Below are 25,737 nucleotides of genomic sequence, written 5' to 3'. Positions count from 1 at the left end.
TTCTTAATCAAAGCTCACTTTCAATCCAACGAATTCATAGAGTCTCGATCAGCTTATTCGATTGCGCCTTTTTGGCATAACTTGAATGATCACTTGCATGATTCATTCTGTCTTTTCATTTCTGAGCTAAACCCAAAGTTATAGGGTCAAGCCGCTCGGGCAATTAGTACTGGTTAGCTTAACGCATTACTGCGCTTCCACACCCAGCCTATCAACGTCGTGGTCTACAACGACCCTTCAGGGGGCTCAAGGCCCCGGCAGATCTCATCTTGAAACGAGTTTCCCGCTTAGATGCTTTCAGCGGTTATCTCTTCCACACTTAGCTACCCTGCGATGCCACTGGCGTGACAACAGGTACACCAGAGGTGTGTCCACTCCGGTCCTCTCGTACTAGGAGCAGGCTTCCTCAAATCTGCAGCGCCCACGGAAGATAGGGACCAAACTGTCTCACGACGTTTTAAACCCAGCTCACGTACCTCTTTAAATGGCGAACAGCCATACCCTTGGGACCGACTACAGCCCCAGGATGAGATGAGCCGACATCGAGGTGCCAAACACCGCCGTCGATATGAACTCTTGGGCGGTATCAGCCTGTTATCCCCAGAGTACCTTTTATCCGTTGAGCGATGGCCCTTCCATACAGAACCACCGGATCACTATGTCCTGCTTTCGCATCTGCTCGACTTGTCAGTCTCGCAGTTAAGCACGCTTATGCCATTGCACTATCGTCACGATGTCCGACCGTAACTAGCGTACCTTCGAACTCCTCCGTTACGCTTTGGGAGGAGACCGCCCCAGTCAAACTGCCTACCATGCACTGTCCCCGATCCAGATAATGGACCAAGGTTAGAACCTCAAACGCACCAGGGTGGTATTTCAACGTTGGCTCCATGTGATCTAGCGACCACACTTCAAAGCCTCCCACCTATCCTACACAGATCCGTTCAAAGTCCAATACAAAGCTACAGTAAAGGTTCATGGGGTCTTTCCGTCTTTCCGCGGGGAGATTGCATCATCACAAACATTTCAACTTCGCTGAGTCTCAGGAGGAGACAGTGTGGCCATCGTTACGCCATTCGTGCAGGTCGGAACTTACCCGACAAGGAATTTCGCTACCTTAGGACCGTTATAGTTACGGCCGCCGTTTACTGGGACTTCAATCAAGAGCTTGCACCCCATCATTTAATCTTCCAGCACCGGGCAGGCGTCACACCCTATACGTCCACTTTCGTGTTTGCAGAGTGCTGTGTTTTTATTAAACAGTCGCAGCCACCAATTTTTTGCAACCCCTTTTAGCTCCGTTTGTTCAACTTCACTGACTTGGGGTACACCTTCTCCCGAAGTTACGGTGTTAATTTGCCGAGTTCCTTCTCCTGAGTTCTCTCAAGCGCCTTAGAATACTCATCTCGCGCACCAGTGTCGGTTTGCGGTACGGTCGTCAATAGCTGAAGCTTAGTGGCTTTTCCTGGAAGCAGGGTATCACTCACTTCGTCTGCAAGCAGACTCGTTATCACCCCTCATCTTAGCCCGGCGGATTTGCCTACCAGGCATGACTACAGGCTTGAACCAACATATCCAACAGTTGGCTGAGCTAACCTTCTCCGTCCCCACATCGCACTATTGATCGGTACAGGAATATTGACCTGTTTCCCATCAGCTACGCATCTCTGCCTCGCCTTAGGGGCCGACTCACCCTACGCCGATGAACGTTGCGTAGGAAACCTTGCGCTTACGGCGAGGGGGCTTTTCACCCCCTTTAACGCTACTCATGTCAGCATTCGCACTTCTGATACCTCCAGCATCCGTCTCCAGACACCTTCACAGGCTTACAGAACGCTCTCCTACCACGTGCCATAAATGACACATCCGCAGCTTCGGTAACTGGCTTAGCCCCGTTACATCTTCCGCGCAGGACGACTCGATCAGTGAGCTATTACGCTTTCTTTAAATGATGGCTGCTTCTAAGCCAACATCCTGACTGTTTTAGCCTTCCCACTTCGTTTCCCACTTAGCCAATTTTAGGGACCTTAGCTGGCGGTCTGGGTTGTTTCCCTCTTGAGTCCGGACGTTAGCACCCGGTGCTCTGTCTCCCAAGCTGTACTCGTCGGTATTCGGAGTTTGCATAGGTTTGGTAAGTCGCCATGACCCCCTAGCCTAAACAGTGCTCTACCCCCGACGGTAATACTTGAGGCACTACCTAAATAGTTTTCGGAGAGAACCAGCTATTTCCAAGTTTGTTTAGCCTTTCACCCCTATCCACAGCTCATCCCCTAATTTTGCAACATTAGTGGGTTCGGACCTCCAGTACCTGTTACGGCACCTTCATCCTGGCCATGGATAGATCACTTGGTTTCGGGTCTACACCCAGCGACTGATCGCCCTATTCGGACTCGATTTCTCTGCGCCTCCCCTATTCGGTTAAGCTTGCCACTGAATGTAAGTCGCTGACCCATTATACAAAAGGTACGCCGTCACCCCTTACGAGGCTCCGACTTTTTGTAAGCATACGGTTTCAGGATCTATTTCACTCCCCTCCCGGGGTTCTTTTCGCCTTTCCCTCACGGTACTGGTTCACTATCGGTCGATGATGAGTATTTAGCCTTAGAGGATGGTCCCCCTATATTCAGACAGGGTTTCTCGTGCCCCGCCCTACTTGTCTGCAGCCTAGTACCACCGATCGGTTTTCACATACGGGACTATCACCCACTATGGTTGGCCTTTCCATGCCATTTTGTTAACCGGTCGACTATCACTGCAAGGCTCTTCCGAATTCGCTCGCCACTACTATCGGAATCTCGGTTGATGTCTTTTCCTCTGGGTACTTAGATGTTTCAGTTCTCCAGGTTCGCTTCGCATGACTATGTATTCATCATGCGATACCTCTTGCGAGGTGGGTTCCCCCATTCAGAAATCTCCGGATCAAAGCTTATTTGCCAGCTCCCCGAAGCTTATCGCAGGCTATCACGTCTTTCGTCGCCTATCATCGCCAAGGCATCCACCATATGCTCTTAGTCACTTGACCCTATAACTTTGACGTCTCTTGCGAAACACAAAGCTCTAGATTTCAAAGACTGGTGAGGTCTTGCACCTCACGCGTTATGCCGTAATGTGAATATCTTTGGCTGTATCTTTCGATACAGCTTAGAGAATATTCGTCATTACTAAATATCTTTGCTTTCGCAAAATATTTGTTTTGACGCAATCAAAAAGTTGCTGATGGCACGGTGCACAAACCTTGGTTTGCGCTTTCCACCAGCAACGCTGATTTCGACTCTATGAATTTTTAAAGAACAGCCTATTGATCAAAGATCAATATAAAAGCAGTCTGCTTCAGACTGCTTTTATATTGAATTTCTGTTTTCTTGCTTCTCAACCTCATGCCTTGCAACATCTGCTGAGCCAACGATTATAGCACCTTCAGGCGCTATCATTTTTAAACTTGGTGGAGGATGACGGGATCGAACCGACGACCCCCTGCTTGCAAAGCAGGTGCTCTCCCAGCTGAGCTAATCCCCCAGGATCCTCTTGCACTGGCATTGGAATCTTGGTGGGTCTAGTTGGGCTCGAACCAACGACCCCTGCGTTATCAACACAGTGCTCTAACCAGCTGAGCTACAGACCCATTCCTCAACACAACAAGCAAGTTTCCTTGCCTATCAAGCTTTGGCTTGTTCCAACAACCGATAAGTGTGGACGTTCAATTTAAAGCAGCATTTTTCCAGAAAGGAGGTGATCCAGCCGCACCTTCCGATACGGCTACCTTGTTACGACTTCACCCCAGTCACGAACCCCGCCGTGGTAAGCGCCCTCCTTGCGGTTAGGCTACCTACTTCTGGCGAGACCCGCTCCCATGGTGTGACGGGCGGTGTGTACAAGACCCGGGAACGTATTCACCGTGACATTCTGATCCACGATTACTAGCGATTCCGACTTCACGCAGTCGAGTTGCAGACTGCGATCCGGACTACGACTGGCTTTATGGGATTAGCTCCCCCTCGCGGGTTGGCAACCCTTTGTACCAGCCATTGTATGACGTGTGTAGCCCCACCTATAAGGGCCATGAGGACTTGACGTCATCCCCACCTTCCTCCGGTTTGTCACCGGCAGTCCCATTAGAGTGCTCAACTGAATGTAGCAACTAATGGCAAGGGTTGCGCTCGTTGCGGGACTTAACCCAACATCTCACGACACGAGCTGACGACAGCCATGCAGCACCTGTGTTACGGTTCTCTTTCGAGCACGAAACCATCTCTGGTAACTTCCGTACATGTCAAAGGTGGGTAAGGTTTTTCGCGTTGCATCGAATTAAACCACATCATCCACCGCTTGTGCGGGTCCCCGTCAATTCCTTTGAGTTTCAACCTTGCGGCCGTACTCCCCAGGCGGTCAACTTCACGCGTTAGCTTCGTTACTGAGTCAGTTAAGACCCAACAACCAGTTGACATCGTTTAGGGCGTGGACTACCAGGGTATCTAATCCTGTTTGCTCCCCACGCTTTCGTGCATGAGCGTCAGTACAGGTCCAGGGGATTGCCTTCGCCATCGGTGTTCCTCCGCATATCTACGCATTTCACTGCTACACGCGGAATTCCATCCCCCTCTACCGTACTCTAGCCATGCAGTCACAAAGGCCGTTCCCAGGTTGAGCCCGGGGATTTCACCTCTGTCTTACATAACCGCCTGCGCACGCTTTACGCCCAGTAATTCCGATTAACGCTTGCACCCTACGTATTACCGCGGCTGCTGGCACGTAGTTAGCCGGTGCTTATTCTTACGGTACCGTCATGACTCCGGGATATTAGCCCAGAGCTTTTCGTTCCGTACAAAAGCAGTTTACAACCCGAGGGCCTTCATCCTGCACGCGGCATTGCTGGATCAGGCTTTCGCCCATTGTCCAAAATTCCCCACTGCTGCCTCCCGTAGGAGTCTGGACCGTGTCTCAGTTCCAGTGTGGCTGGTCGTCCTCTCAGACCAGCTACAGATCGTTGGCTTGGTGAGCCTTTACCCCACCAACTACCTAATCTGCCATCAGCCGCTCTAGTAGCACAAGGTCTTGCGATCCCCTGCTTTCATCCGTAGATCTCATGCGGTATTAGCTACTCTTTCGAGTAGTTATCCCCCACTACTAGGCACGTTCCGATGTATTACTCACCCGTTCGCCACTCGTCAGCATCCGAAGACCTGTTACCGTTCGACTTGCATGTGTAAAGCATGCCGCCAGCGTTCAATCTGAGCCAGGATCAAACTCTATAGTTCGATCTTGAATTTAAAGTCTTTCGACTGCTCACTCACTTGACGGAATCAAGAAGAATAAATTCTTCAATAATTACTGTTTTTGTGAGCGCTTGATACTCCGAAGAGTTTTGCTCCGAAGAACTGGCTGCTTGCCATCAAACGCCCACGCTTATCGGCTGTATTTTTTTAAGGAACCGAGAACTCAAAACCGGCAGAACCACTTTTGAATTTCGTTGCTTGCTGTGATCAGCGAAGCCTTTCAGTGTATCACAGCTTTCATCTGCTTCACCGTGACTTTTTTAAGTCTGCGAGGCAGTTGTTTGCTGCGATGGGTTGAACTATAGCATAGGTGAAACCCTAGATCAGTCAAAACTGACACAAAAGCTTCATGCCTTGAAGGGGTCTTTGCCGTTGATCTCGCCCCTGGAGCAGATAGAGACAGAGGCCTGACGGCCTCTGTCTCTATAGCAGTACATAGATAATGCGCGCACGATGGCACTGATTACTTTGTTGGACGCTCAATTGGCGTTCGGGCACGTGGCCCTGTTGGACCACGCCACTTTCTCCCTGGAAACCGGCGAACGCGTCGGTCTGATCGGCCGCAATGGCGCTGGCAAGTCTTCGCTGCTCAAAATTTTGGGCGGCCTGGCAAAAGCCGATGACGGTCAGGTCCAGGTCCAAAACGGGGTTCGCATTACTTATGTAGCCCAAGAGCCGGATCTGAAGCCGGAGCACACAGTCTTTGAATCCGCATCCGATGGTCTGGCGGCTGTGATTGCCGTGCGTGAGCGCTATTTGGCTGGCGGCGAGGGCGAGGATCTGGATGTCTTGCAGACCCAGATTGAGGCTTATGACGCCTGGAACTGGGAGCAGCGCGTAGAAGAAACGCTGCAGCGTCTGCATCTGGACCCTAACGCTCTGGTGGGCAGCCTATCTGGCGGTACTCGTAAGCGCGTAGCGCTGGCGCAAGCTTTGGTGGCCCGCCCCGATGTGCTGCTGCTGGATGAGCCAACCAACCACTTGGACCTGGACTCTATTGAGTGGCTGGAAGATTTGCTGATTGCTTTCAAGGGAAGCGTCATCACCATCACCCACGACCGCAGCTTCCTGGACCGCATTGCCACGCGCATTGTGGAGCTGGACCGAGGCCACCTGCTCTCGTACCCTGGTAACTTTGCTCAATACGTTGTGCAAAAAGAAGAACAGTTGGCGCAAGAGGCGGTTATCAACGCCAAGGCCGACAAGCTGCTGGCCCAAGAAGAAGTCTGGATTCGCAAGGGCGTGGAAGCCCGCCGCACGCGTAGCCAGAGCCGCATCACCCGCTTGCAAGAGTTGCGGGCCAATCGCTCCGCTCGCCGCGATGTGCAAGGCAGCGTGAACATGGATATTGCCTCTGGCAAGGGTGACAGCTACCAGGGCAAGATCGTGGCCGAGCTGACCGATGTCAGCAAGGTCTACGGCGAAAAGAACATTGTTGAAAAATTCAGCGGTACGATTTTGCGTGGCGACAAGGTGGGCCTGCTGGGCCCCAATGGCGCTGGCAAGACGACGCTGCTCAAGATGATCTTGGGCGAGCTGGCACCGGATAGCGGCAATGTGCGCCTAGGCGCCAATATGCAGGTTGCCTACTTTGACCAGATGCGCCACCAAGTCGATCTGGATGCAACGCTGGAGGATTTCATCAGCCCCGGTAGCGAGTGGATTGAAATTGGCAACCAGAAGAAGCACGTCAAGAGCTATCTGAGCGACTTCCTGTTCTCGCCCGCGCGTGCGCATTCTCCCGTGCGCTCTCTGTCGGGTGGTGAGCGCAACCGTTTGCTGCTGGCCCGCCTGTTTGCCCGCCCTGCCAATGTGCTGGTGCTGGACGAGCCGACCAACGACCTCGACATCGAGACGCTGGATATGCTGGAAGACCTGCTGCAAAGCTACGACGGCACCGTCTTCCTGGTCAGCCATGACCGCACCTTCCTCGACAACGTCGTCACCAGCACCATTGCCTGGGAAGGCCCTGGCCACTGGCGTGAATATGAAGGCGGCGTGACGGACTGGATGGAGCAATCGCGCCGCAGCAAGGCAATTGCAGCCGCCGCCCAGCCCAAGAGCACTCCCAAGGAAGAAGCCAAGCCTGTAGCAGCCCCCGCCGAAAGCGTGGCAAGCCCAAAGAAAAAGCTCAGCTACAAAGAGCAGCGTGAGCTGGAAACCCTGCCTGCCCAGATTGCTGCACTGGAAGCCGAGCAAAAGCAGATTCAGGAAGCGCTGGCTGACGGCAATCTGTTCTCGACCGACAACTCCAAGGCGGTCGCCATGCACCAGCGTGATTCGGAAATTGACGAAGCGCTGATGGAAGCACTGGAGCGCTGGACAGCTCTGTCCGCCTAAGCGCAGCAGCCAAGTGCTGCAATCAATAAAAGAGCGCCTTGTGCTTGTCCTTCAATGACTTCAGCTACTTATATAGCGAAGACCCTTGAATGGCAGGCGCAAGGCGCTCTCTTTTTATACAGCTTTAGATGCGATGGTGCACTTGATCGGAGCCGCCACGCAGCTTGATCAGCAGGGCTTGCGCAATTTGCGGCAGGGGCAGCACCTCGTCAGCCGCACCGTGGGCAATGGCTTCGCGCGGCATACCAAAGACGATGCAAGTGGCTTCGTCCTGCACCAGGTTATAGCTACCTGCGTCACGCATCTCGCGCATGGCGGCTGCACCATCGGCCCCCATGCCCGTGAGCATGATTCCGTAGGCGTTACGGCCCGCATTGGCCGCCACCGACTTGAACAACACCTCGACTGAGGGCTTGTGGCGGTTCACCGGCGGCGCATCATCCACCACGGCCACATAGTTGGCACCGCTGCGGCTGATGGAAAAATGCTTGCCGCCTGGGGCGATATAGGCATGGCCGGGCAGCAGGCGCTCGCCATGCGTGGCTTCCTTCACCGTCATCTGGCACAGGCTGTTGAGCCGCGCCGCAAAGCTGGTGGTGAAGCCCGGCGGCATATGCTGGGTGATGACGATGGCAGGGCAATCGGCGGGCAAATGGCTCAGCACTTCCCGAATCGCTTCTGTGCCGCCCGTGGAGGCGCCAATGGCAATGATTTTTTCGGTAGAGACTCGCCCCAGCAGCGTCGGCACGACTGGCGGACGGGCCACAGCAGGCTTGGCCCCCGCAGCCACGCCATGTGGCGCTACCGGCAGGCGATGCACCTGAGCGACCGCCGCCACACGAATCTTGTCCACGATCTGCGTGGCGAGTTCCTGCAAACCATTGGCAACACCCACGCGGGGCTTGGCCACAAAGTCAATGGCTCCCAGTTCCAGCGCACGCATGGTGACTTCAGCGCCGCGCTCGGTCAGCGTGGAGATCATCACCACCGGCATGGGGCGAAGGCGCATGAGACGCCCCAGAAAGTCAATGCCATCCATACGGGGCATTTCCACATCCAGCGTGATGACGTCCGGGTTCAGTTCGCGAATCATCTCGCGCGCGATCAGCGGATCATTGGCCGAACCAATGCATTCCATATCGTGCTGACGGTTGATGATCTCGGCCAACAAACTGCGCACCAGCGCAGAGTCGTCTACCACGATCACCCTAATTTTTGGCTTTAACAAAGCTCAACCTTCCTCAAAACAGATCCACCGAGCCACCCGCCGTGTTGCGCGCAACGACAGCGGCGCTGCCACGGCTGATTTCCTGCCGCACCAGCGCTTCAGGATGGGCGTGGGCCAGTCGTTTGACCATGGCCTTGCCGGTGGATGGAAAAAAGACCACTTTGCGCGGGTAAATATCCAGCACGTCTTCAGAGACGATAGGAATGCGCTCGGTCTGCAAATACTCTGTCACAAAATCGGTGTTGCGCTCACCCACGTTCATGGTCGTGAAGTTGGCCATGACCTGAGCGCCGCCGAAAACCTTGGCCTGCATGGACTCACGCCGCGCACCCATCTTCAGCATCTCGTTAATCAGCAGCTCCATCGCGTACGAGCCATAACGGCCCGAGACATCTCTGCTATCGCCCTCGGGCAGCATGAAGTGGTTCATGCCGCCAATGCGCATGAATCGATCCCACAAACAAGCTGCAATGCAGGAGCCCAACACGGTGACGATGGCCATCTCGTCGCGCGAGACAAAATACTCACCCGGCAGCACCTTGGCTGAGTTGAGCTGAAAGTGCGGGTCGTAATAAAAGAACGAGGCCTCACCCGGCTGGCGTGGCCGACGCTTGAGCTGCTCCAGCGATGACACCGGCGCCACGGCTGCCGGCTCAGCAGAGGCCTGCCCCATATAGGCTGGGCTGCGCAAAGACCAGCCTGCAGCGCCAGCACCCGGCATATCCGGCGGAGAGCTCAGATTCCTCATGACTGCCGCCCCTGCCCTTCAGACTCATTGACGCTCATAAACGGTCTTCCCCTTGAGAGCGAACAGATCACGCGCATCGCTGAAATTCTCGGCATGGCCCACAAACAGCAGCCCGCCGGGCTTCAGCACCTGATGAATACGCTCCAGCACACGGCGCTGGGTCGGCGCATCAAAGTAAATCATCACGTTGCGACAAAAGACCACGTCGAATTTCTCGCGAAATGGCCAGTCACCCGCAATCAGGTTGACATTGATGAAATCCACCATCTGGCGCAGCTCTGGCTTGATGCGAACCATGCCTGAGTTGCCCGAGCGTCCACGCAAAAAGAAACGGTGCAGCCGCTCGGTACTAACGCCCTTGACGCTTTCGGCCCGGTACACGCCGCGCGATGCAGTCTCCAGCACGCGTGAATCAATGTCGCTTGCCGTCAGCTGAAAGCTGGGCGATGCACCCAGACTCTCGACCGCCGTCATCAGAATGGAATAAGGCTCTTCACCCGTCGATGCCGCGTTGCACCACACCTTCCAGCCATTGCCAGCCGGCTTATGGCTGCGCAGGTGCTGCTGCAGAATTTCAAAATGGTGCTGCTCGCGAAAGAATGCCGTCAGATTGGTGGTGAGAGCATTGACGAACTCTTGCCACTCCGGTCCATCGTTAATCGACTCCAGCCAGTCCAGATAGCTGGCAAAGCTCTCGTACCCTGTTTCGCGCAAGCGGCGGGACAGGCGGCTGTAGACCATGGCGTGCTTGCCATCATGCAGGCTGATGCCGGCATGTTTGTAGATCAGCGCCTGAACGCGGGAGAAGTCACGGTTAGACCAGACGAACTCGCGCCCCTGCGTCAGCGGGCCAGACAATTGGTCTGGCGACGCATCGTCGTCCTGCACCAGATGCGCAGGAGCTTTGTTGGATGAAGCGCTACGCCCCAGATTCAGCACACAGGCCTCTGGATCGCTCAGGCTTCAGAGGCCACCAGGCCCATGTCGACGTTGCCCATGAGCTTTTCAATGTCCAGCAAGATGAGCATGCGCTCGCCCACCGAGCCCAGGCCCAGAATGCAGCCACTGTCGATGGCGCTTTCGATATCTGGTGCGGGGCGCACGGCATCCGCAGCCAGCTCCATCACATCGCTGACCGAGTCCACCACAATGCCCACCACGCGGCGGCCCAGATTCAGGATGATGACCACGGTGAAGGCGTTGTACTCCACTTCGGAACAGTTAAAGCGCAGGCGCATGTCCACGATAGGCACGATGGTGCCGCGCAGATTGACCACACCCTTGATGAACTCGGGGGCATTGGCAATGCGTGTGGGAGGCTCGTAGCCACGGATTTCCTGCACCTTAAGGATGTCGATGCCGTACTCCTCAGCGCCCAGGCGGAAGGTCAGATATTCGCGGGAGCCAGTGGCCAGGCCTTCGGCAGTCTTGTTGAGGATGTTCATGTCAGCTCTCTCGGTTATTCAGGTCGGTTCAGTCGCGGGGCGGCTTGGCTCAAGCCAGGCTCAAGGTCAATGACGGGTTCGACGCACCAGAGCGCCGGTATCCAGAATCAGTGCCACAGATCCATCGCCCAGAATGGTGGCACCCGAGACATTGGGCACCTTGCGGTAATTGCTCTCCAGGTTCTTCACCACCACCTGGTGCTGCCCCAGCAGCTCATCCACCAGCAGCGCCACACGGCTGCCGTCGGCTTCGACCACCACCATGATGTTGCTGGTCTCGTTCTCATCGGCGCGCGGCACCTGGAAGGTTCGCTCCAGTGCAATCACGGGCATGTATTCATCACGCACCTTGACCAGTTGCGTGCCATTGGCCACGGTGTTCACATCATCGCCCTTGACCTGGAAGGACTCCACCACGGAGGACAAGGGCAGGATATAGACCTCCTCGCCCACACCGACCGACATGCCATCCATGATGGCCAGCGTCAGCGGCAGGCGCACCGAAACCTTCATGCCCTGACCGGCGACGGAGTCAATCTCCACCGTTCCGCCCAATGAGCTGATGTTTCGCTTGACCACGTCCATTCCCACGCCTCGACCCGACACATCGGTCACCACATCGGCGGTGGAGAAGCCTGGCGCAAAGATCAGCATCCAGACTTCGCTGTCAGGCATGCTGTCAGACACATCCATGCCGCGCTCGCGCGCCTTGCTCAGAATCTTCTCGCGACTCATGCCCTTGCCGTCGTCACGCACCTCAATGACGATGGAGCCGCCCTGATGCGAGGCCGCCAGCGTCAGCGTGCCGTTTTCAGACTTGCAGGCTGCCAGTCGCTCCTCGGGCATCTCAATGCCATGGTCCACGCTGTTGCGCACCAGATGGGTCAGCGGGTCAGTGATCTTTTCGACCAGACCCTTGTCCAGCTCGGTGGCTTCACCCAGCGTGATGAAGTCCACCTTCTTGCCCAGCTTGCCCGCCAGATCACGCAACATGCGCGGGAAGCGGCTGAACACGGTGGACATGGGAATCATGCGGATCGACATCACGGACTCCTGCAAGTCCCGCGTGTTGCGATCCAGGTCGGCCAGCCCCGCCAGCAGCTGTTGATAAGCCGTAGGGTCCAGACCCTGGCTGTTCTGCGCCAGCATGGCCTGTGTAATCACCAGCTCGCCGACCAGATTGATGAGCTGGTCCACCTTCTTCACATCCACGCGAATGCTGGTGGACTCCATATGCGCAGCCGCCGCCTTGGGAGCAGCCTTTTGTGCCCCTGCCGCAGATGGGTCTTGCGCTGCACGCTCTTGATTCAATAGCGCATCAGGGCTGCCAGGTGCTCCGGCAAAAAAGCCATAAGCCTCCTCTGCCGACAGGTGGACGGAAGGTGTAGCTTGCTCGTCATCCCCGGCCACAATCGCATCAGGCTCGGCTACCACAGCCTCAACCTCAGCGACAGTGGCCGCGAGCTGCTGTGTCAGCTCCGTGATCTGCACCTGCTCTTTGGAGACATGGAAAACGAACAAATCACGCAATTCGTCATCGGTAGAAACGGTTCTGACCTCAAACAGGCGGTAATCCGGCTTGCTGCTGACCTGATCCTGAATCGTGCCCAGACCGGGAATATCGCGAAATAACTCCTTGATGGCATCACCCAGCTCCAGCTTGGGCAGCGGACCAATGTCGATGTGCAGCACGCGCGCACCTTCGGGCGGCTCCGTACCGATCACGGCGCCGGGCGCTGCGACCTGAGCGGGAGCAGAAATTTGCACAGGCGCCACAACAACAGGAGCTACTTGCTCCTTTTCAGCAACGGCTGCAGGACGATTGACCTGTGGAATCTCCGTCAAGCCCTGTGCCAGTGCTTCAATGCGCACCACCAGCTCTGCTGTGGATATAGGCTCACCCTCATCACCCGACTGGTGACGTGCCAGCAGGCTGCGGCTGGCGTCTGCAGACTCCAGCAACACATCAACCATGGCGGGAATGGGAGTGATTTCATGGCGACGTAGGCGGTCCAGCAAGGACTCCATGCGGTGCGTCAGCTCAGTCACGTCAGAGAAGCCAAAAGTTGCCGCGCCGCCCTTGATGGAGTGGGCGCAGCGAAAAATGCCGTTGAGCTCTTCGTCATCGGCGGCCGACAAATCCAGGCTGAGCAGCATCTGCTCCATCTGGTCGAGGTTCTCGCTGGCCTCCTCGAAAAAAATTTGATAGAACTGGCTAAGGTCAAAGTCCGCGCCCGAACCTGCGCCATCCTGGTGTGTATCCGCCATGGTGTTTCCTGCTGTGATTCGTTGTTATCGGCTTAACGGAGGACTTTCTGAATGACTTCAATCAAACGATTGGGGTCAAAAGGCTTAACCAGCCAGCCCGTAGCCCCTGCGGCACGGCCTGCCTGCTTCATCAAATCGCTGGATTCCGTCGTCAAAATCAAGATGGGCGTTCCCTTGAACTTGGGGTCTTCGCGCAGCTTGCGGGTAAGGCCAATGCCATCAAGGCGCGGCATGTTCTGGTCGGCCAGCACCAGATCTATGTTTTCTGCCTGGGCTTTTTCAAGTGCATCTACACCATCGACGGCCTCCACCACCTTAAAGCCAGCACTGCTCAATGTGAAAGAAACCATCTTTCGCATCGAGGGGGAATCATCAACAGCCAGGATCGATCGCATGTACAGCTCCAACAGACGGGCAACAGTAAACAGAGTAGAAGGTCAAAACAGCTCTACAGAGCCAGCATCCATCTCGCTTTGCGTGACGGGGTTGGGTTTCTCGGGCAGGCTCGGCAGGCAGACGTCTGTTTCTGCCTCATCCTCGTCCGTGCCCATGGCAGCCGCCCCCAGCCTGAAAGCGCAGGCTTGCAAGGTATGCGCCATGTGAGCAATCAATTGTGAGGACATATCGTGGAACTGCAGCTCGGTGACCGCCAGGCGCAACGCCTCACGTGCCGAGTCCAGTCCTGCCGTTTCCAGCAGAGCGGGGTGAGACAATTGGCCATTGGCCTGCTCAAAGCGCTCCAGCAAATTATGCGTGGCATGGTCCAGCAGCCCCTCAAGCCGCTGCAAGTCACGCAGCGTGACCAGCAAGGCATCTTGCAGCTCCGCAGCCACCATCACCGGCACGGCAACCGCAGGCACACCCGATGGGTTTTGCATTGTCTGCATCGTTACTCCAACTGCGAAAAACCTTCATGACGACCACGCCGCCATGCACCACGAAATAAACAGATCAGAAGCCATTGCCGCCGCTGATCAGTCCTGACCTGACGACTATTGCTCCAATGTTCCAAAATGTATCCAATGATAGCGTTCTTGGCGATATGCAATTACAGGATCAGCACGTGAAAATCCTCCATATTGAAGACTCTGTCGCAGATCAGGCCCTGGCGCGCCTGAGTCTCAAGCGTGGACAGCTGCCCTGCACCCTCACTGCGGTCGACACTCTGCCCGCTATCAAAGACGCTTTGCAGACGCAGACGTTCGACCTGATTCTGGCGGACTACTACCTGCCCGGCTTCACGGCGCTGGATGTCTGGGACCTGATTCGCACCCGCGCCGATGCTCCGCCGTTTGTGCTGCTGTCGGGTGCCATTGGCGAATCGGCGGCGGTGGATATCATGCGGCTGGGCATCAGCGACTACCTCCTCAAAGACCAGATCAACAGCCTGCCACATGTCATCAAGCGCGCCATTGAAGTGCACGAAGCGCGGCAGGCCCGCCGCCGCGCCATGCAGGAGCTGGCCCAGTCCGAAAAGCGTTTGGCCGAGCTGACAGACCATCTGCACACCAGCATCGAGCAAGAGCGCGCCAATATCTCGCGCGAGATTCATGACGATATTGGTGGCTCGCTCACCGCCGTCAAGTTCGATCTGGCATGGATGAGCCGCAACAGCCCCGAAGGCGCGCTGCGCGAGCACGCCCAATCGGCGCTGGAAATGCTGGAGCACGCACTGGGTGCCAGTCAGCGCATCATGCAGAACTTGCGCCCGCCGGTACTCGACCAAGGGCTGGTTGCCGCCGTGCAATGGCTGGCTCAGGACTTTGAGCGCCGCACCGGCATTCCCGCCCAGCTGCACACCAGCCGCGAGCACATGGAGATAGCCCCCGCCCAGCAGGTGGCCGTGTACCGCACTGCGCAGGAATCCTTGACCAATATCAGCAAATACGCACAAGCCAGCCGCGTGACGCTGGATTTATCCGATCACGAAGGTTTTTTGACACTGGAAGTAACAGATAACGGGGTAGGTTTGACCCAGGAATCCCGTGACAAGCCCCAATCCTTCGGGCTTCGCGGACTAAGTGAGCGCGCACGCACAGTTAACGGCTGGCTGGATGTGAGCAGCCACCCCGGTCGAGGAACCTCTATCATCCTCACCATTCCTCTGACTGATACCGAAACATGAGCAACGCACTATGGCTAGTTGAGTCTTGGCGGGCTGTTTACCTGGGAGGTGTACCTTGATTCACGTCGTGCTATGCGATGACCATGCCATTTTGCGACGAGGCATACGCGACACCCTGGCCGAGGCGACGGACATCATCGTCACCGCCGAAGCAGGCTGCTACGCCGAGCTGCGCGAGCAACTGCGCACTGCCACCTGCGACGTGCTGCTGCTGGACATCAACATGCCCGGCCGCAGCGGTCTGGAGGTTCTGGCCAGTGTGCGCGAAACCCACCCGCACATCCGCGTCATCATGGTCTCCATGTACCCCGAGGATCAGTACGCGCTGCGCAGCATCAAGGCCGGCGCGGCAGGCTATGCCAACAAGGCGGGCGACCCGGTGCAGCTGATCGAAGCCGTGCGCATCGTGCAAAGCGGCCGCAAATACCTGACCCCCGAAGTGGCCCAGATGCTGGCCGAAAGCCTGGCCCAGCCAGTGGCCCCCGTGCCCCACGAAACCCTGTCCGAGCGCGAGATGCAGACTTTGCTGAAGATTGCCAGCGGCCAGAAGCAAACGGATATTGCGCAGGAGCTGATGCTGAGCCCCAAGACGGTGAGTGTTTATCGGGCGCGGGTGCTGGAGAAGCTGGGGATGAGTAGCAACGCAGAGTTGACGGCTTACGCGATTCACAACAAGCTGATCTAGTACTGCATATATAGCTATAGCGCTTATGCATCAAGCGGTAGCAGCTATCTTTTTTGATAAATACACTATCTGATTGTGTTGGCCTATTGCCCTCCAGGGCGAAACCCGGCTTCTGCAAGTGAATCGAGCATGCAGCCCAAGCCCCATCAAACCCCAAAAACCGCGACACCCTTCAGCAACAGCTCCACCATAGGCTGCTCCATCAAAGGCAAAGTCGCCACCAATCCGACTAAGCCCACGGTCAGCGTGACCGGAAAGCCCACTGCATAAATATTCATCTGCGGCGCAACGCGAGAGATGATGCCCAGCACCAGGTTGACGAACAGCAACATCGCCACCATAGGCAGCGCAATCCAGAAGGCACTGGCAAACACAGCACTGCCCATCTCGTGAATGCGCATCTGCGAGATGGCCTGCAAAAAATTGCCATCCACCGGGAAGGCCTCAAAACTCTTGAGCACCGCCATCAGCACCAGCAAGTGACCGTTAATGACGATGAACAGCAGCGTCGCAATCTGCACCATGAAGCGCGCCACGGCGCTGAGCTGGGCATTGCTGGTGGGGTCGAAGAACGAGGCGAAGTTCAGCCCCATCTGCAAACCCACCACTTCACCGGCCACTTCGATAGCCGCCATGACCAAACGTACGGCAAAGCCGACGGACAGACCGATGACCACCTGCTGCACCAGTGTACCCAAGGCTTGCGCCGAGGCGATGCTGACCACCGGCTGCTCGCCCAGCATAGGCTGCGCGCACAGCGCGACCAAAAAAGCCAGCCCGACCTTGAGCCGCATGGGAATGGCTTTTTGAGAAAAAACAGGGGCTGTGGTGAACAGCGCCAGCACGCGTACAAAAGGCCAGATCAGGGGCGAGAGCCAGGCCGCAATCTGGGCTTCGCTAAAAGTAATCATCCCACCGATCCTGGGATGCTTTCGATCGTTCGACGAATGAAATCCACCAGCGTGGAAAGCATCCACGGCCCGGCCACGGCAAACACCGCCACGGCGGCCAGCAGCTTGGGCACAAAGGCCAGCGTGGCTTCATGCACCTGCGTGACGGCCTGAAAGATGCTGACAAGCAGGCCCACGCCCATGACCACGCCCAGCACAGGCATGGAAATCATGAGCAACAAAGTCAACGCCTCGCGGCCAAAGGTCAATACAAATTGAGAGGTCATGACGTTCTCTGAAAGAAGCCGCTAGACAGCAAAACTTGCGGCCAGCGAACCGATGATGAGATTCCAGCCATCGGCCAGCACAAACAGCATGAGCTTGAAGGGCAGCGCCACCAGCACAGGCGACAGCATCATCATGCCCAGCGACATGAGGATGGAGGACACCACCATGTCGATGACCAGAAACGGAATAAAGATCATGAAGCCGATCTGAAAAGCCGTTTTCAGCTCACTGGTCACAAAAGCGGGCACCAGCACGCGCAGCGGTGCGGTTTCGGCGGTGACGCTGGCATCCAGCTTGGCCAGGCGCTTGAACAGCGAAAAATCTGACTGACGGGTCTGCTTGAGCATGAAGCTGCGCATGGGCGCTTCGGCCTTGTCAATCGCCTGCTCGAAGCTGATGCTGTTCTGCGTATAGGGCAGGTAAGCGTCCTGATAGACCTTGTCCAGCGTCGGACCCATCACAAACATGGTGAGGAACAGCGACAGGCCAATCACCACCTGATTGGGCGGTGCGGACTGCGTGCCCAGCGCCTGACGCAGCAGGCTGAGTACGATGACGATGCGGGTAAAACCCGTCATCAGCAGCAAGATGGCGGGCAGAAACGACAGTGCTGTAAAAAACAGCAGTGTCTGAATAGGCACGGAATAACTGGCACCACCAGCACCCTGCCCCACCAGCAAGGGCAGGCTGGCCGCTGCACCCTGTGTAGCGCCCTGTGCGGCGGCCAACATGGGCAGCGACAGCAAAGCGGCGGTGGCGGTGCGAGAGACGAACTTAGTCATTTCCAGAATCCCGGGCAGAACCAGCAGCCTGTGCACGCACCAGAGAGTCGGTGAACGACGGCGGTTTTGCTACATATTCATTAGCAGCTTGCGCTTTTCCTGCATGGGTTTGAAGCACATGCAGGCATTGAATCTGCTGCGCGGTAACGCCCAGCACCAGACGCACGGCTTCATGGCCCTCGCCCACTTGCACAGTCACCACGCGCTGCTGGGGGCCTATGGAGAGCGAACCCAGCACCTGCGATGTCAGCGGGGCCGCGCCGCGCGCCATGCCCATACTGCGGGGCAGCAGGTTCTTGTGCTGCAGGCGGCGTACCAGCCAAGGCAGGGCCAGCATGGCGGCCACAAACAAAACGACCAGAATCAGCGTGGGCCACATGGATGGAGCTGCTGTCATTGCAGTGCCCGTGGCCGCGCTTGCCGCGTTATCAACCACGGCTGACCCGGCGCAGGCGCTCGGACGGGGTCACCACGTCCGTGAGGCGAATACCGAACTTGTCATTCACCACCACTACTTCGCCCTGAGCGATGAGGTAGCCGTTGACCAGCACATCCATTGGTTCGCCGGCCAGTGCATCGAGTTCAACCACCGAGCCCTGCGCCAGCTGCAGAATGTATTTAATAGGTACCTTGGTGCGGCCCAACTCCACGGAGAGCTGAACGGGAATGTCCAGCACCATGTTGATGTCATGCACAGGCACATCGCCATAGTTGCTGCGCGATGCATCGCCGCTCAGCGGGCCGCCTTGCTCAGAGACATCGGGGCCGCTTGCGGCCTGGTCATGCTGACGCTGTTCTTCCAGCGCTTCAGCCCAGCCCGAAAAAGGATCATCGCCCGCGGGCTTGTTGTTGTCATCAATTGCCATGCTTCTCTCCCATCCAGCCTGCATCGCCGCCGCGCAGGCTGCGCTCCACGCGGATTGCATATTTGTCGTTGTGCGTGCCGTACTGGCACTCGAAAACTGGCACCCCACCAATGGAGGCGCGAATCAGTGGCTCGCGGTCCAGCTCAATAAAGTCGCCGGGGCGCATGGCAAGCAGCTGTTCCACCGTCGCATCGGCGCGGGCCAGCTCAGCCACCAGAGTCACCTCGGCGGACTGAATTTCACGGGTTAAAACCTTGACCCAGCGGCGATCGACCTCGATCGCATCGCCTTGCGTGGATGAATACAGCACATCGCGAATCGGCTCCAGCGCTGCATAGGGCATGCAGACATGGATGGAGCCGGTGATATCGCCAATCTCCAGCTGAAATGCGGTGGAGACCACGATTTCGCTGGGCGTGGCGATATTGGCGAACTGGGGCTGCATTTCCGAGCGCTGATAAGCCAGCTCCAGCGGATAAATGCCGTGCCAGGCTTTTTTGTACTCCTCGCAGATCACGTTGACCAGGCGGTTGATCACACGCTGCTCAGTGGTCGAAAAATCGCGGCCTTCGATACGGGTCTGCAGACGGCCTGTGCCGCCATACAGGGTGTCAATCACGCCAAAAATCAGCGAAGGTTCGCAGACGATCAGACCATTCCCGCGCAGCGGGCGAATGGCCATGATGTTGAAGTTGGTGGGAACGGCCAGCTCGCGCAGAAAGGCGCTGTAGCGCTGTACCGTCACCGTGCCGACGGAAACCTCGGGGCTGCGGCGGATGAAGTTGAACAGTCCGATGCGGAAATTGCGGGCAAAGCGCTCGTTGACAATTTCCATGGTGGGCATGCGCCCACGCACGATGCGTTCCTGGCTGGAGATGTCGTAGTTGCGGATCTGGCCGTCATCGACCTCCACCACTTCGGAACGCTGGCTTTCGCCGGTTACGCCTTCAAGAAGGGCGTCAACCTCTTCCTGGGAGAGAAAAGAATCGCTCATGCACTTCCTCTCTGCTTACTGAATGATGAAGCTGGAGAACAGCACGCGGCGCACGGGGCTCTTGCGGGCTGCACGCGGGCTGTCTTCGTCCGCATCTTCATCGCGCGAGCGCTTCTTGGCGCTGGCGCCATAGCCCAGCGGTGCGGAGACTTCTTCCAGAATGTCGGCGGCCAGCTTTTCCTTGCCTTCACGCGCCAGCAGCTCATCGGCCGTGCGCTGAGACACCAGCAGCAAGATGCCGTTGCGAATGCTGGGCAGATATTGTTTGACGGTGGAAGCGGTCTTCTCGTCGTTCAGCTCAAGCGTAATGCCCAGCTGCACAAAGCGATCCCCACCGGGGTCAGACAGGTTGGCCACCATATTGTCCAGTGGCAAGAAAGTGGGCACCGAGGTCTTGGCGCTGACTTCTTCATCACCCTCGCCAGCGCTGTGCTGGCGTTGCATCATCAGCACATAGGCGGCAGCCGCCACAATGGCCAGCACGGCAACGATGGCCACGATGACGATCAGCTTCTTGCTTTTCGCAGGAGCAGGTGCAACAGGGGCGGCATTGGGATTGGCTGACACGGCGGGGGTTCCTCAAGAGTGGGGGACTGCATCCACCCCGCAGCCATTGCCGCGACACGGAAGATCCACGCCTGAATTATTCGCCGCCACCGCCCGGGCCATTGCCGGAATAAAAGTGCGAAACCCGGTTTGATCCGGGTTTCGCTATCGTCACTGCAGCCTGTTCAGACTGTAAGAGAGGCCGTGTTCTGCTTCAGACGAACAGATCTACACCCGTCTGCGCCGCTCTTGTGGTTGGGCGAGTATTGAGCGCATCCACCGGCAGCTCAGCCGCATTCACTGCCACCCGGACATTTCTTGCCTGTGCGCGCTGGCCATCATCGGCACGCCCGCCAGCGCCTTGCTGATGAGCCGCACCTGCATCCACGCTCACGCCGCTCAGGTTCAAGCCCTGCGCCTGTAGCAGCTCGCGCAGCTGAGACTGGCCATCCGCCAGCAACTGGCGCGCCTGCTCATCATCAGCCGCAAAGCGCACATGCGCTTCCTGACCGTTCAATTGCACCTGTACCTGAATCGGCTTGCCCTCATGCTGAATCGACAGCGAAGCGTTCTGCACCTTCTGGTGCACCCAGAAGGCCACTTGCTCGGACACTTCCTGCTCGCGCTCGGCAGGCGCCGACTCTTGACCGCTGAGGTTCTGCCCCAGATCCGATGCGTTCTGGCCGCCTCCCTGCATGCCAGCACCTGCTGCGCCCATGGCAGCGCCAATAGCGACAGCAGCGCCCGTTAAATCGTGCGCTCCACTGCTGGAACCCGGCTTGCCTGCTGTCCCACCCTCGTCCAACGACGCTGGGCGCGCAGCGCGCAGCAAGTCCTTGAGTCCTTCCAGGGTCTGAGGCTGCACGGCCGTCATGCCTTGCAGGCTGACGCCCTGATGGCCTGCCGCCTGCAGCTTGTGCGCGGCCTGCTCGGCACGCGCAGCCACGGGCTCATCAGTCGCCGCAAGCAAGGCGTTCTGGCTTTGCTCACTGTGATCGGCTTTGGCGGGCAAGGCAGCATCATCAAAGTTAGTAGCTACTTGTGCCTGTATTGATTGAGCTTGAGGCTTATTTGACCGCAAATCCTTACCCATAAAGGCCGCATGCGCGCCACCAGCATCCGCATCGCCAGTCTGCAAGGCATGACGGTGCGCCAGTTGCGTGACATTGCCACGGCCCGAGAGAAAGTCGGTGGCGGCGCCCTGGCGCATATCGTCATCCCCTTGCGTATCCAGCCGCGCCGTCTGGCCCACCAGACTCATCCACGGCGCATGGCCTTGGGCAACCAGCAAAGTATCTTGCTCGGCCAGCGCAGGCAAGGTGGCTTTTTCTTGCTTTGCATCATCAGCCGGCAAGGCGACCTGCGGCAGGCCGGTGGCGGAAAAACTATCCAGCGCCGCCAGCAGCGATGAAAAAGCAGGTGCTTCATCACCCGCCGCCAGCGTGCTTTTGACCGAGGTCATGGCCTGAGCGGTGGTCTTGGCCACACGCGACTCGGCGCTGCGCGGGGTATCAATTCTGGTTTCCGCCATCGTCAGGCCTCCTGGAGCTGCAAGCCAAAGCTGCGCCGAAAAAAAGCCATAGCGGCGCGCTCGTCGGTGTCTTTTTGCTCGCGGCGCATCTGCACCAACGCCATGTCGCGCTTGCGCACCTGCACCACTTTTTGCAAGCTCGTCACGCGCAGTTCGGCAGCCAGCAAGGCCTGGCGAGCGGTTTCAAGGCGAATATCCTGATCGGCCACCATGCGGGTCTGCAGGCCAATGGCGTGCTGCAACCGCTCCATGAACTGGTACTGGTGGTGCATGACTTCGGGTTGCACGGCCAGTCCTTCCTGAGCGCCCCAGCGGCCCTGCATCTCCTGCACATAGCCCTGCAACTGGTCCATCTGGGCCTGCGCCGCCTGCTGGGCGCGCTGACGCTCCTGCATGGCGGTGCGGGCCGCGTCACGTTTGCGCTCTGCAGCCTCAATGGCGACGTTCAATGCATTCAAGGACGACATCTAGGACAACTCCTTCACTCAACCGTTGCGGACTCAGCCCTGCTGCATGGCCTGCGCCATGCCTTTGAGGCTTTGCTCCATGCTGGAGCTTTCAAACATGCTTTGCTGCAGAAAACCGGTCATGGCCGGTTGCAGCGCAATCGCTTCATCCAGCTGCGGATCAGAGCCGGGTACATAGGCCCCCACCTGAATCAGATCGCGCCCCTTCTGGTAGCGCGAATACACCGCGCGAAAGCGGCGGGCCAGCTCAAAATGCTCACGCGAGACCACGTTGTGCATGACGCGCGAGGCAGACTGCTCAATGTCGATGGCCGGGTAGTGCCCGGTCTCGGCCAGTGCCCGTGAGAGCACGACGTGGCCGTCCAAAATGGCGCGGGCCGCATCGGCAATCGGGTCCTGCTGGTCGTCACCCTCAGACAGCACGGTGTAGAAGGCGGTAATCGAGCCCACACCATGCAGGCCGTTACCGCTGCGCTCGACCAGCGCTGGCAGCTTGGCAAAGCACGATGGCGGGTAACCCTTGGTGGCCGGGGGCTCGCCAATGGCCAGAGCGATTTCACGCTGGGCCATGGCATAGCGGGTCAGCGAATCCATGAGCAGCAGCACATGCTTGCCCTTGTCGCGGAAATGCTCGGCAATCGCCGTGGCATAGCTGGCACCCTGCATGCGCAGCAGTGGCGGTGCATCGGCCGGGGCGGCCACCACCACGGCGCGACTGCGATCCTGCGCACCCAGAATGTCTTCGACGAATTCCTTGACCTCGCGGCCACGCTCGCCAATCAGCCCCACCACAATCACATCGGCCTGGGTGTAGCGAGCCATCATGCCCAGCAGCACGGACTTGCCCACACCCGAGCCGGCAAACAGACCCAGACGCTGGCCGCGCCCCACGGTCAGCAGCGAATTCAGCGCCTTGACACCGGTGTCTAGCGACTCGCGCACCGGGTCGCGGTCCATTGCATTGATGGGGTTGCGGTCCAGCACCTCGGGCACCACACCCTCCAGCGCAGGGCCACGGTCCAGCGGAATGCCTTGCGAATCCACCACACGGCCCAGCAGGCCATCACCCATGGGCAGGCGCAGCACGCCCACGGTCTGGCTGACGTTTTCAGCCTCTTCCACGCCCAGCTGTGGCACAGGAATAAAGGGCGCAGCAGGCACGACCATAGCACCGCTGGACAGGCCCTGAATATCGCCTGCAGGCATCAGAAAAGCACGCTCGCCGGCAAAGCCGACCACTTCAGCCAGCACGGGGTCCTGTCCATGTTGATGAATATGGCATTGCGCGCCCACCGGCACGCGCAGACCCGAGGCCTCCAGCACCATGCCCGTCAACTTGGTCAGACGCCCCCGGCATTCCAGCGGCACTGAATGCGCATAGCGCGCCCGCGCCTGGCTCATGAATTGCTGCCAGGAGTTGTCACTCATGCCTTGTCTCCCTCGTACCAGGTGGAGACCAGGCCCAGCGCAGCCACAGCACGGCGCCAGCGCTTTTCCAGACCACCATCAATCTCGGCACCGCCAGACTCAACCTTCACATCGCCCGCCGCAATAGAGGCATCGCCCACCCACTGAATGCGGCTGTGCGCGCCATGCTCGGCACGCAGGGGCTCATCGAGCACTTCAAAGTCGGCAGGATTGAGGCGCACGGTCACCGGGCGGCTTTCTTCGACCAGCATGTCCAGCGCTTCGCGAATCACGGGCAGCAAGGCCTGTGGCTGGCTGCGCAGCTCCTGACGCACCACCTGCCGGGCAATGTCGCAGGCCAGGTTCAGCAGCTCTTGCGCCGTGGCGCTCTGCATCTGCTTGAAGTTGTCTTCCAGCCCCTGCAGCACGCTGTTAACCCGGCGCACACTTTCGCGGCCTTCGCCGCTGATATGGTCATCCATGCGCTGCTGCCATTGCTGCTGGGCCTGCGCTTTGCCTTCAGCAAGACCTTTGGCATGGCCTTCTTCGCGGGCCTGCTGCAGCAATTGCTGCAGCTGCTCTTCATCAAAAGCGGGCTCTGCAGGTTCCTGCTCCACCACATCCACCTCAGGCAACACCTGAGGCTGGTGCGCGATGTGCGGCGAAAAACCGTTGAACTGGGGTGAGCCTGCAGGAATGAAGGCAGCCGTCTGCATCGGCTTGAAAGTACCGCACGGCGCATCCACCGCGCCAAAGCGCCACTTCACCACAGCGCTGTCGTCAATCTCTTCCTGCGGAATAAAGCGCGAACTGGAGCGTGAAGACTGGCCGTTAGACATAGCTGTCCTCCGCGCTATTGCCGATAGTCACCTGCCCTTCTTCGACCAGGCGACGCACAACCTTGAGAATTTCCTTTTGCTGCGCTTCCACTTCGGACAGGCGCATGGGCCCACGGCCATCCAGATCTTCGCGCAGCGACTCGGCGGCACGCATGGACATATTGGCCAGAATTTTGTCGCGCACTTCCATGGAGCCGCCCTTGAGCGCAACGATCAGTGTCTCGGACACAACTTCGCGCAGCACCATCTGCACCGAACGATCGTCCAGCTTGACCAGATCGTCGAAGACAAACATCTTGTCCATGATCTTCTGGGCCAGCTCGGGGTCGTAGTTGCGGATGGTATCCAGCACCGCCACATCGGCATTGCCGGCCATCTGGTTGAGCATTTCAGCCGCCGTCTTGACGCCGCCCAGCGAGGTCTTGCGAATCTTGTCGCCACCCGCCAGCACCTTGAACAGCACCTCGTTCAGGTCTTTGAGTGCCGTGGGCTGAATGCCTTCCAGCGTTGCCACGCGCAGCATGACTTCGCTGCGAAAGCGTTCTGGCAGTTGCATCAGCACGGCAGCGGCCTGCTCAAATTCCAGATGCACCAAAATGGCTGCCACGATCTGCGGATGCTCACCGCGCAGCAGCTCGGCCACGGACAGCGGGTCCATCCACTTCAGGCTTTCAATGCCCGAGATATCGCCGCCCTGCATGATGCGATCAATCAGCAGCGCCGCCTTGTCATCGCCCAGCGCGCGCTTCAACACCGAACGCACATAGTCGCTGGCGTCGTCTACCAACAAGCTCTGCGAGGCGGCATCGCTGGTGAAGCGCTCAATCACAAAATCAACCTTCTCCCGCGTCACACCACGCATGCGTGCGATGGTCTCGCCCAGCTTCTGCACTTCCTTGGGCGAGAGATGCTTGAACACCTCAGCCGCCTCTTCCTCACCGAGGGAGACCAACAAGATGGCGGCGTCGTTCAGACCTCTATCGTCCATATTCAAAACTCTTTACTAGTTGTTCAA

General features: G+C 57.8%; 22 protein-coding genes, 2 tRNA genes and 2 rRNA genes. 3 read left to right on the top strand and 23 right to left on the bottom strand.

From position 1 onward, the window contains the following. Positions 1-142: 142 nt before the first annotated feature. The 4 genes from CLU84_RS21720 to CLU84_RS21705 form a co-directional block, all read right to left on the bottom strand. Positions 143-3,022: ribosomal RNA gene (locus tag CLU84_RS21720) — 23S ribosomal RNA — on the bottom strand. 418 nt (positions 3,023-3,440) lie between these two features. Then, positions 3,441-3,516: transfer RNA gene (locus CLU84_RS21715), tRNA-Ala, on the bottom strand. 29 nt (positions 3,517-3,545) lie between these two features. Continuing rightward, a tRNA-Ile gene (locus CLU84_RS21710) sits at positions 3,546-3,622 on the bottom strand. A 100-nt stretch (positions 3,623-3,722) separates the two neighbouring features. After that, positions 3,723-5,255 (bottom strand): 16S ribosomal RNA (locus CLU84_RS21705). The 16S and 23S rRNA genes sit together here with 2 tRNA genes alongside, the layout of an rRNA operon. A 471-nt stretch (positions 5,256-5,726) precedes the next feature. Between CLU84_RS21705 and CLU84_RS21700 the strand changes: the two genes are divergently transcribed. Further along, positions 5,727-7,613, top strand: a complete 1,887-nt coding sequence (locus CLU84_RS21700) for an ATP-binding cassette domain-containing protein (RefSeq protein ID WP_099740034.1) — start codon at positions 5,727-5,729, stop codon at positions 7,611-7,613. A 124-nt stretch (positions 7,614-7,737) separates the two neighbouring features. On the opposite strand, the gene CLU84_RS21695 is transcribed toward CLU84_RS21700, so the two are convergent. The 7 genes from CLU84_RS21695 to CLU84_RS21665 all read right to left on the bottom strand — a co-directional run bounded on the left by CLU84_RS21695 (position 7,738) and on the right by CLU84_RS21665 (position 14,189). Continuing rightward, on the bottom strand, positions 7,738-8,841 hold the full coding sequence (locus CLU84_RS21695; protein ID WP_199173816.1) for a chemotaxis response regulator protein-glutamate methylesterase: 1,104 nt from the start codon (positions 8,839-8,841) through the stop codon (positions 7,738-7,740). A gap of 13 nt (positions 8,842-8,854) precedes the next feature. Then, the gene (gene cheD, locus CLU84_RS21690; protein ID WP_099740032.1) at positions 8,855-9,589 is read right to left on the bottom strand and encodes a chemoreceptor glutamine deamidase CheD; all 735 of its coding nucleotides are present in this window, start codon (positions 9,587-9,589) and stop codon (positions 8,855-8,857) included. A gap of 24 nt (positions 9,590-9,613) precedes the next feature. Further along, positions 9,614-10,528: a CheR family methyltransferase gene (locus CLU84_RS21685; protein WP_099740031.1), complete on the bottom strand. Its 915-nt coding sequence runs from the start codon at positions 10,526-10,528 to the stop codon at positions 9,614-9,616. 17 nt (positions 10,529-10,545) lie between these two features. Beyond that, positions 10,546-11,034, bottom strand: a complete 489-nt coding sequence (locus CLU84_RS21680) for a chemotaxis protein CheW (protein ID WP_099740030.1) — start codon at positions 11,032-11,034, stop codon at positions 10,546-10,548. Between the two features lie 66 nt (positions 11,035-11,100). Further along, positions 11,101-13,302, bottom strand: coding sequence for a chemotaxis protein CheW (locus CLU84_RS21675; protein ID WP_099740029.1), 2,202 nt, complete (start codon positions 13,300-13,302; stop codon positions 11,101-11,103). Between the two features lie 32 nt (positions 13,303-13,334). After that, entirely contained in the window at positions 13,335-13,697 is a 363-nt protein-coding gene (locus CLU84_RS21670) for a response regulator (RefSeq protein ID WP_099740028.1), read from the bottom strand. Positions 13,698-13,739: 42 nt separating this feature from the next. Continuing rightward, the gene (locus CLU84_RS21665) at positions 13,740-14,189 is read right to left on the bottom strand and encodes a hypothetical protein (protein WP_099740027.1); all 450 of its coding nucleotides are present in this window, start codon (positions 14,187-14,189) and stop codon (positions 13,740-13,742) included. A gap of 116 nt (positions 14,190-14,305) precedes the next feature. Between CLU84_RS21665 and CLU84_RS21660 the strand changes: the two genes are divergently transcribed. Beyond that, positions 14,306-15,427, top strand: coding sequence for an ATP-binding protein (locus tag CLU84_RS21660; protein WP_099740026.1), 1,122 nt, complete (start codon positions 14,306-14,308; stop codon positions 15,425-15,427). A gap of 55 nt (positions 15,428-15,482) precedes the next feature. Then, positions 15,483-16,112, top strand: coding sequence for a response regulator transcription factor (locus tag CLU84_RS21655; protein WP_099740025.1), 630 nt, complete (start codon positions 15,483-15,485; stop codon positions 16,110-16,112). 146 nt (positions 16,113-16,258) lie between these two features. On the opposite strand, the gene fliR is transcribed toward CLU84_RS21655, so the two are convergent. From fliR to fliG, 12 genes are all read right to left on the bottom strand, one after another. After that, positions 16,259-17,023 (bottom strand): flagellar biosynthetic protein FliR, encoded by a 765-nt coding sequence (fliR, locus tag CLU84_RS21650; RefSeq protein WP_099740024.1) that lies wholly within the window; start codon positions 17,021-17,023, stop codon positions 16,259-16,261. Continuing rightward, positions 17,020-17,289 (bottom strand): flagellar biosynthesis protein FliQ, encoded by a 270-nt coding sequence (fliQ, locus tag CLU84_RS21645; RefSeq protein WP_099740023.1) that lies wholly within the window; start codon positions 17,287-17,289, stop codon positions 17,020-17,022. Before fliQ ends, fliR begins: the two co-directional genes overlap by 4 nt. A gap of 21 nt (positions 17,290-17,310) precedes the next feature. Then, positions 17,311-18,072: a flagellar type III secretion system pore protein FliP gene (gene fliP / locus CLU84_RS21640; protein WP_099740022.1), complete on the bottom strand. Its 762-nt coding sequence runs from the start codon at positions 18,070-18,072 to the stop codon at positions 17,311-17,313. Next, positions 18,065-18,451 carry a flagellar biosynthetic protein FliO gene (locus CLU84_RS21635; protein ID WP_099740021.1) on the bottom strand — a complete coding sequence of 129 codons (387 nt, stop codon included), beginning with the start codon at positions 18,449-18,451 and terminating at the stop codon, positions 18,065-18,067. Before CLU84_RS21635 ends, fliP begins: the two co-directional genes overlap by 8 nt. 49 nt (positions 18,452-18,500) lie before the next feature. After that, positions 18,501-18,938 carry a flagellar motor switch protein FliN gene (fliN, locus tag CLU84_RS21630; protein WP_099740020.1) on the bottom strand — a complete coding sequence of 146 codons (438 nt, stop codon included), beginning with the start codon at positions 18,936-18,938 and terminating at the stop codon, positions 18,501-18,503. Continuing rightward, positions 18,928-19,932 carry a flagellar motor switch protein FliM gene (fliM, locus tag CLU84_RS21625; protein ID WP_099740019.1) on the bottom strand — a complete coding sequence of 335 codons (1,005 nt, stop codon included), beginning with the start codon at positions 19,930-19,932 and terminating at the stop codon, positions 18,928-18,930. The genes fliN and fliM overlap by 11 nt, the downstream gene beginning before the upstream one ends. A gap of 15 nt (positions 19,933-19,947) precedes the next feature. Further along, the gene (fliL, locus tag CLU84_RS21620; RefSeq protein ID WP_099740018.1) at positions 19,948-20,499 is read right to left on the bottom strand and encodes a flagellar basal body-associated protein FliL; all 552 of its coding nucleotides are present in this window, start codon (positions 20,497-20,499) and stop codon (positions 19,948-19,950) included. Positions 20,500-20,692: 193 nt separating this feature from the next. Then, positions 20,693-22,009 (bottom strand): flagellar hook-length control protein FliK, encoded by a 1,317-nt coding sequence (locus CLU84_RS21615; RefSeq protein WP_099740017.1) that lies wholly within the window; start codon positions 22,007-22,009, stop codon positions 20,693-20,695. Positions 22,010-22,011: 2 nt separating this feature from the next. Next, positions 22,012-22,476, bottom strand: a complete 465-nt coding sequence (locus tag CLU84_RS21610) for a flagellar export protein FliJ (protein ID WP_099740016.1) — start codon at positions 22,474-22,476, stop codon at positions 22,012-22,014. Positions 22,477-22,509: 33 nt separating this feature from the next. Then, positions 22,510-23,904 (bottom strand): flagellar protein export ATPase FliI, encoded by a 1,395-nt coding sequence (gene fliI, locus CLU84_RS21605; protein WP_099740015.1) that lies wholly within the window; start codon positions 23,902-23,904, stop codon positions 22,510-22,512. After that, positions 23,901-24,722 carry a FliH/SctL family protein gene (locus CLU84_RS21600; protein WP_099740014.1) on the bottom strand — a complete coding sequence of 274 codons (822 nt, stop codon included), beginning with the start codon at positions 24,720-24,722 and terminating at the stop codon, positions 23,901-23,903. Before CLU84_RS21600 ends, fliI begins: the two co-directional genes overlap by 4 nt. After that, the gene (gene fliG, locus CLU84_RS21595) at positions 24,715-25,710 is read right to left on the bottom strand and encodes a flagellar motor switch protein FliG (RefSeq protein WP_099740013.1); all 996 of its coding nucleotides are present in this window, start codon (positions 25,708-25,710) and stop codon (positions 24,715-24,717) included. The genes CLU84_RS21600 and fliG overlap by 8 nt, the downstream gene beginning before the upstream one ends. Positions 25,711-25,737: the final 27 nt, after the last annotated feature.

It is taken from the genome of Comamonas sp. 26 (assembly GCF_002754475.1).
GTDB lineage: Bacteria > Pseudomonadota > Gammaproteobacteria > Burkholderiales > Burkholderiaceae_C > Comamonas.
Note: the sequence above shows the minus strand (reverse complement) of the source record. Positions and strands in the feature narration are given on the sequence as shown.

Coding starts and splice junctions, on each gene's coding strand:
- CLU84_RS21700 (WP_099740034.1), top strand. CDS start 5,727: ATGGCACTGATTACTTTGTTGGACGCTCAATTGGCGTTCGGGCACGTG.
- cheD (WP_099740032.1), bottom strand. CDS start 9,589: ATGAGGAATCTGAGCTCTCCGCCGGATATGCCGGGTGCTGGCGCTGCA.
- CLU84_RS21680 (WP_099740030.1), bottom strand. CDS start 11,034: ATGAACATCCTCAACAAGACTGCCGAAGGCCTGGCCACTGGCTCCCGC.
- CLU84_RS21675 (WP_099740029.1), bottom strand. CDS start 13,302: ATGGCGGATACACACCAGGATGGCGCAGGTTCGGGCGCGGACTTTGAC.
- CLU84_RS21670 (WP_099740028.1), bottom strand. CDS start 13,697: ATGCGATCGATCCTGGCTGTTGATGATTCCCCCTCGATGCGAAAGATG.
- CLU84_RS21665 (WP_099740027.1), bottom strand. CDS start 14,189: ATGCAGACAATGCAAAACCCATCGGGTGTGCCTGCGGTTGCCGTGCCG.
- CLU84_RS21660 (WP_099740026.1), top strand. CDS start 14,306: ATGTTCCAAAATGTATCCAATGATAGCGTTCTTGGCGATATGCAATTA.
- fliR (WP_099740024.1), bottom strand. CDS start 17,023: ATGATTACTTTTAGCGAAGCCCAGATTGCGGCCTGGCTCTCGCCCCTG.
- fliQ (WP_099740023.1), bottom strand. CDS start 17,289: ATGACCTCTCAATTTGTATTGACCTTTGGCCGCGAGGCGTTGACTTTG.
- fliP (WP_099740022.1), bottom strand. CDS start 18,072: ATGACTAAGTTCGTCTCTCGCACCGCCACCGCCGCTTTGCTGTCGCTG.
- CLU84_RS21635 (WP_099740021.1), bottom strand. CDS start 18,451: ATGTGGCCCACGCTGATTCTGGTCGTTTTGTTTGTGGCCGCCATGCTG.
- fliN (WP_099740020.1), bottom strand. CDS start 18,938: ATGGCAATTGATGACAACAACAAGCCCGCGGGCGATGATCCTTTTTCG.
- fliM (WP_099740019.1), bottom strand. CDS start 19,932: ATGAGCGATTCTTTTCTCTCCCAGGAAGAGGTTGACGCCCTTCTTGAA.
- CLU84_RS21615 (WP_099740017.1), bottom strand. CDS start 22,009: ATGGCGGAAACCAGAATTGATACCCCGCGCAGCGCCGAGTCGCGTGTG.
- CLU84_RS21610 (WP_099740016.1), bottom strand. CDS start 22,476: ATGTCGTCCTTGAATGCATTGAACGTCGCCATTGAGGCTGCAGAGCGC.
- fliI (WP_099740015.1), bottom strand. CDS start 23,904: ATGAGTGACAACTCCTGGCAGCAATTCATGAGCCAGGCGCGGGCGCGC.
- CLU84_RS21600 (WP_099740014.1), bottom strand. CDS start 24,722: ATGTCTAACGGCCAGTCTTCACGCTCCAGTTCGCGCTTTATTCCGCAG.
- fliG (WP_099740013.1), bottom strand. CDS start 25,710: ATGGACGATAGAGGTCTGAACGACGCCGCCATCTTGTTGGTCTCCCTC.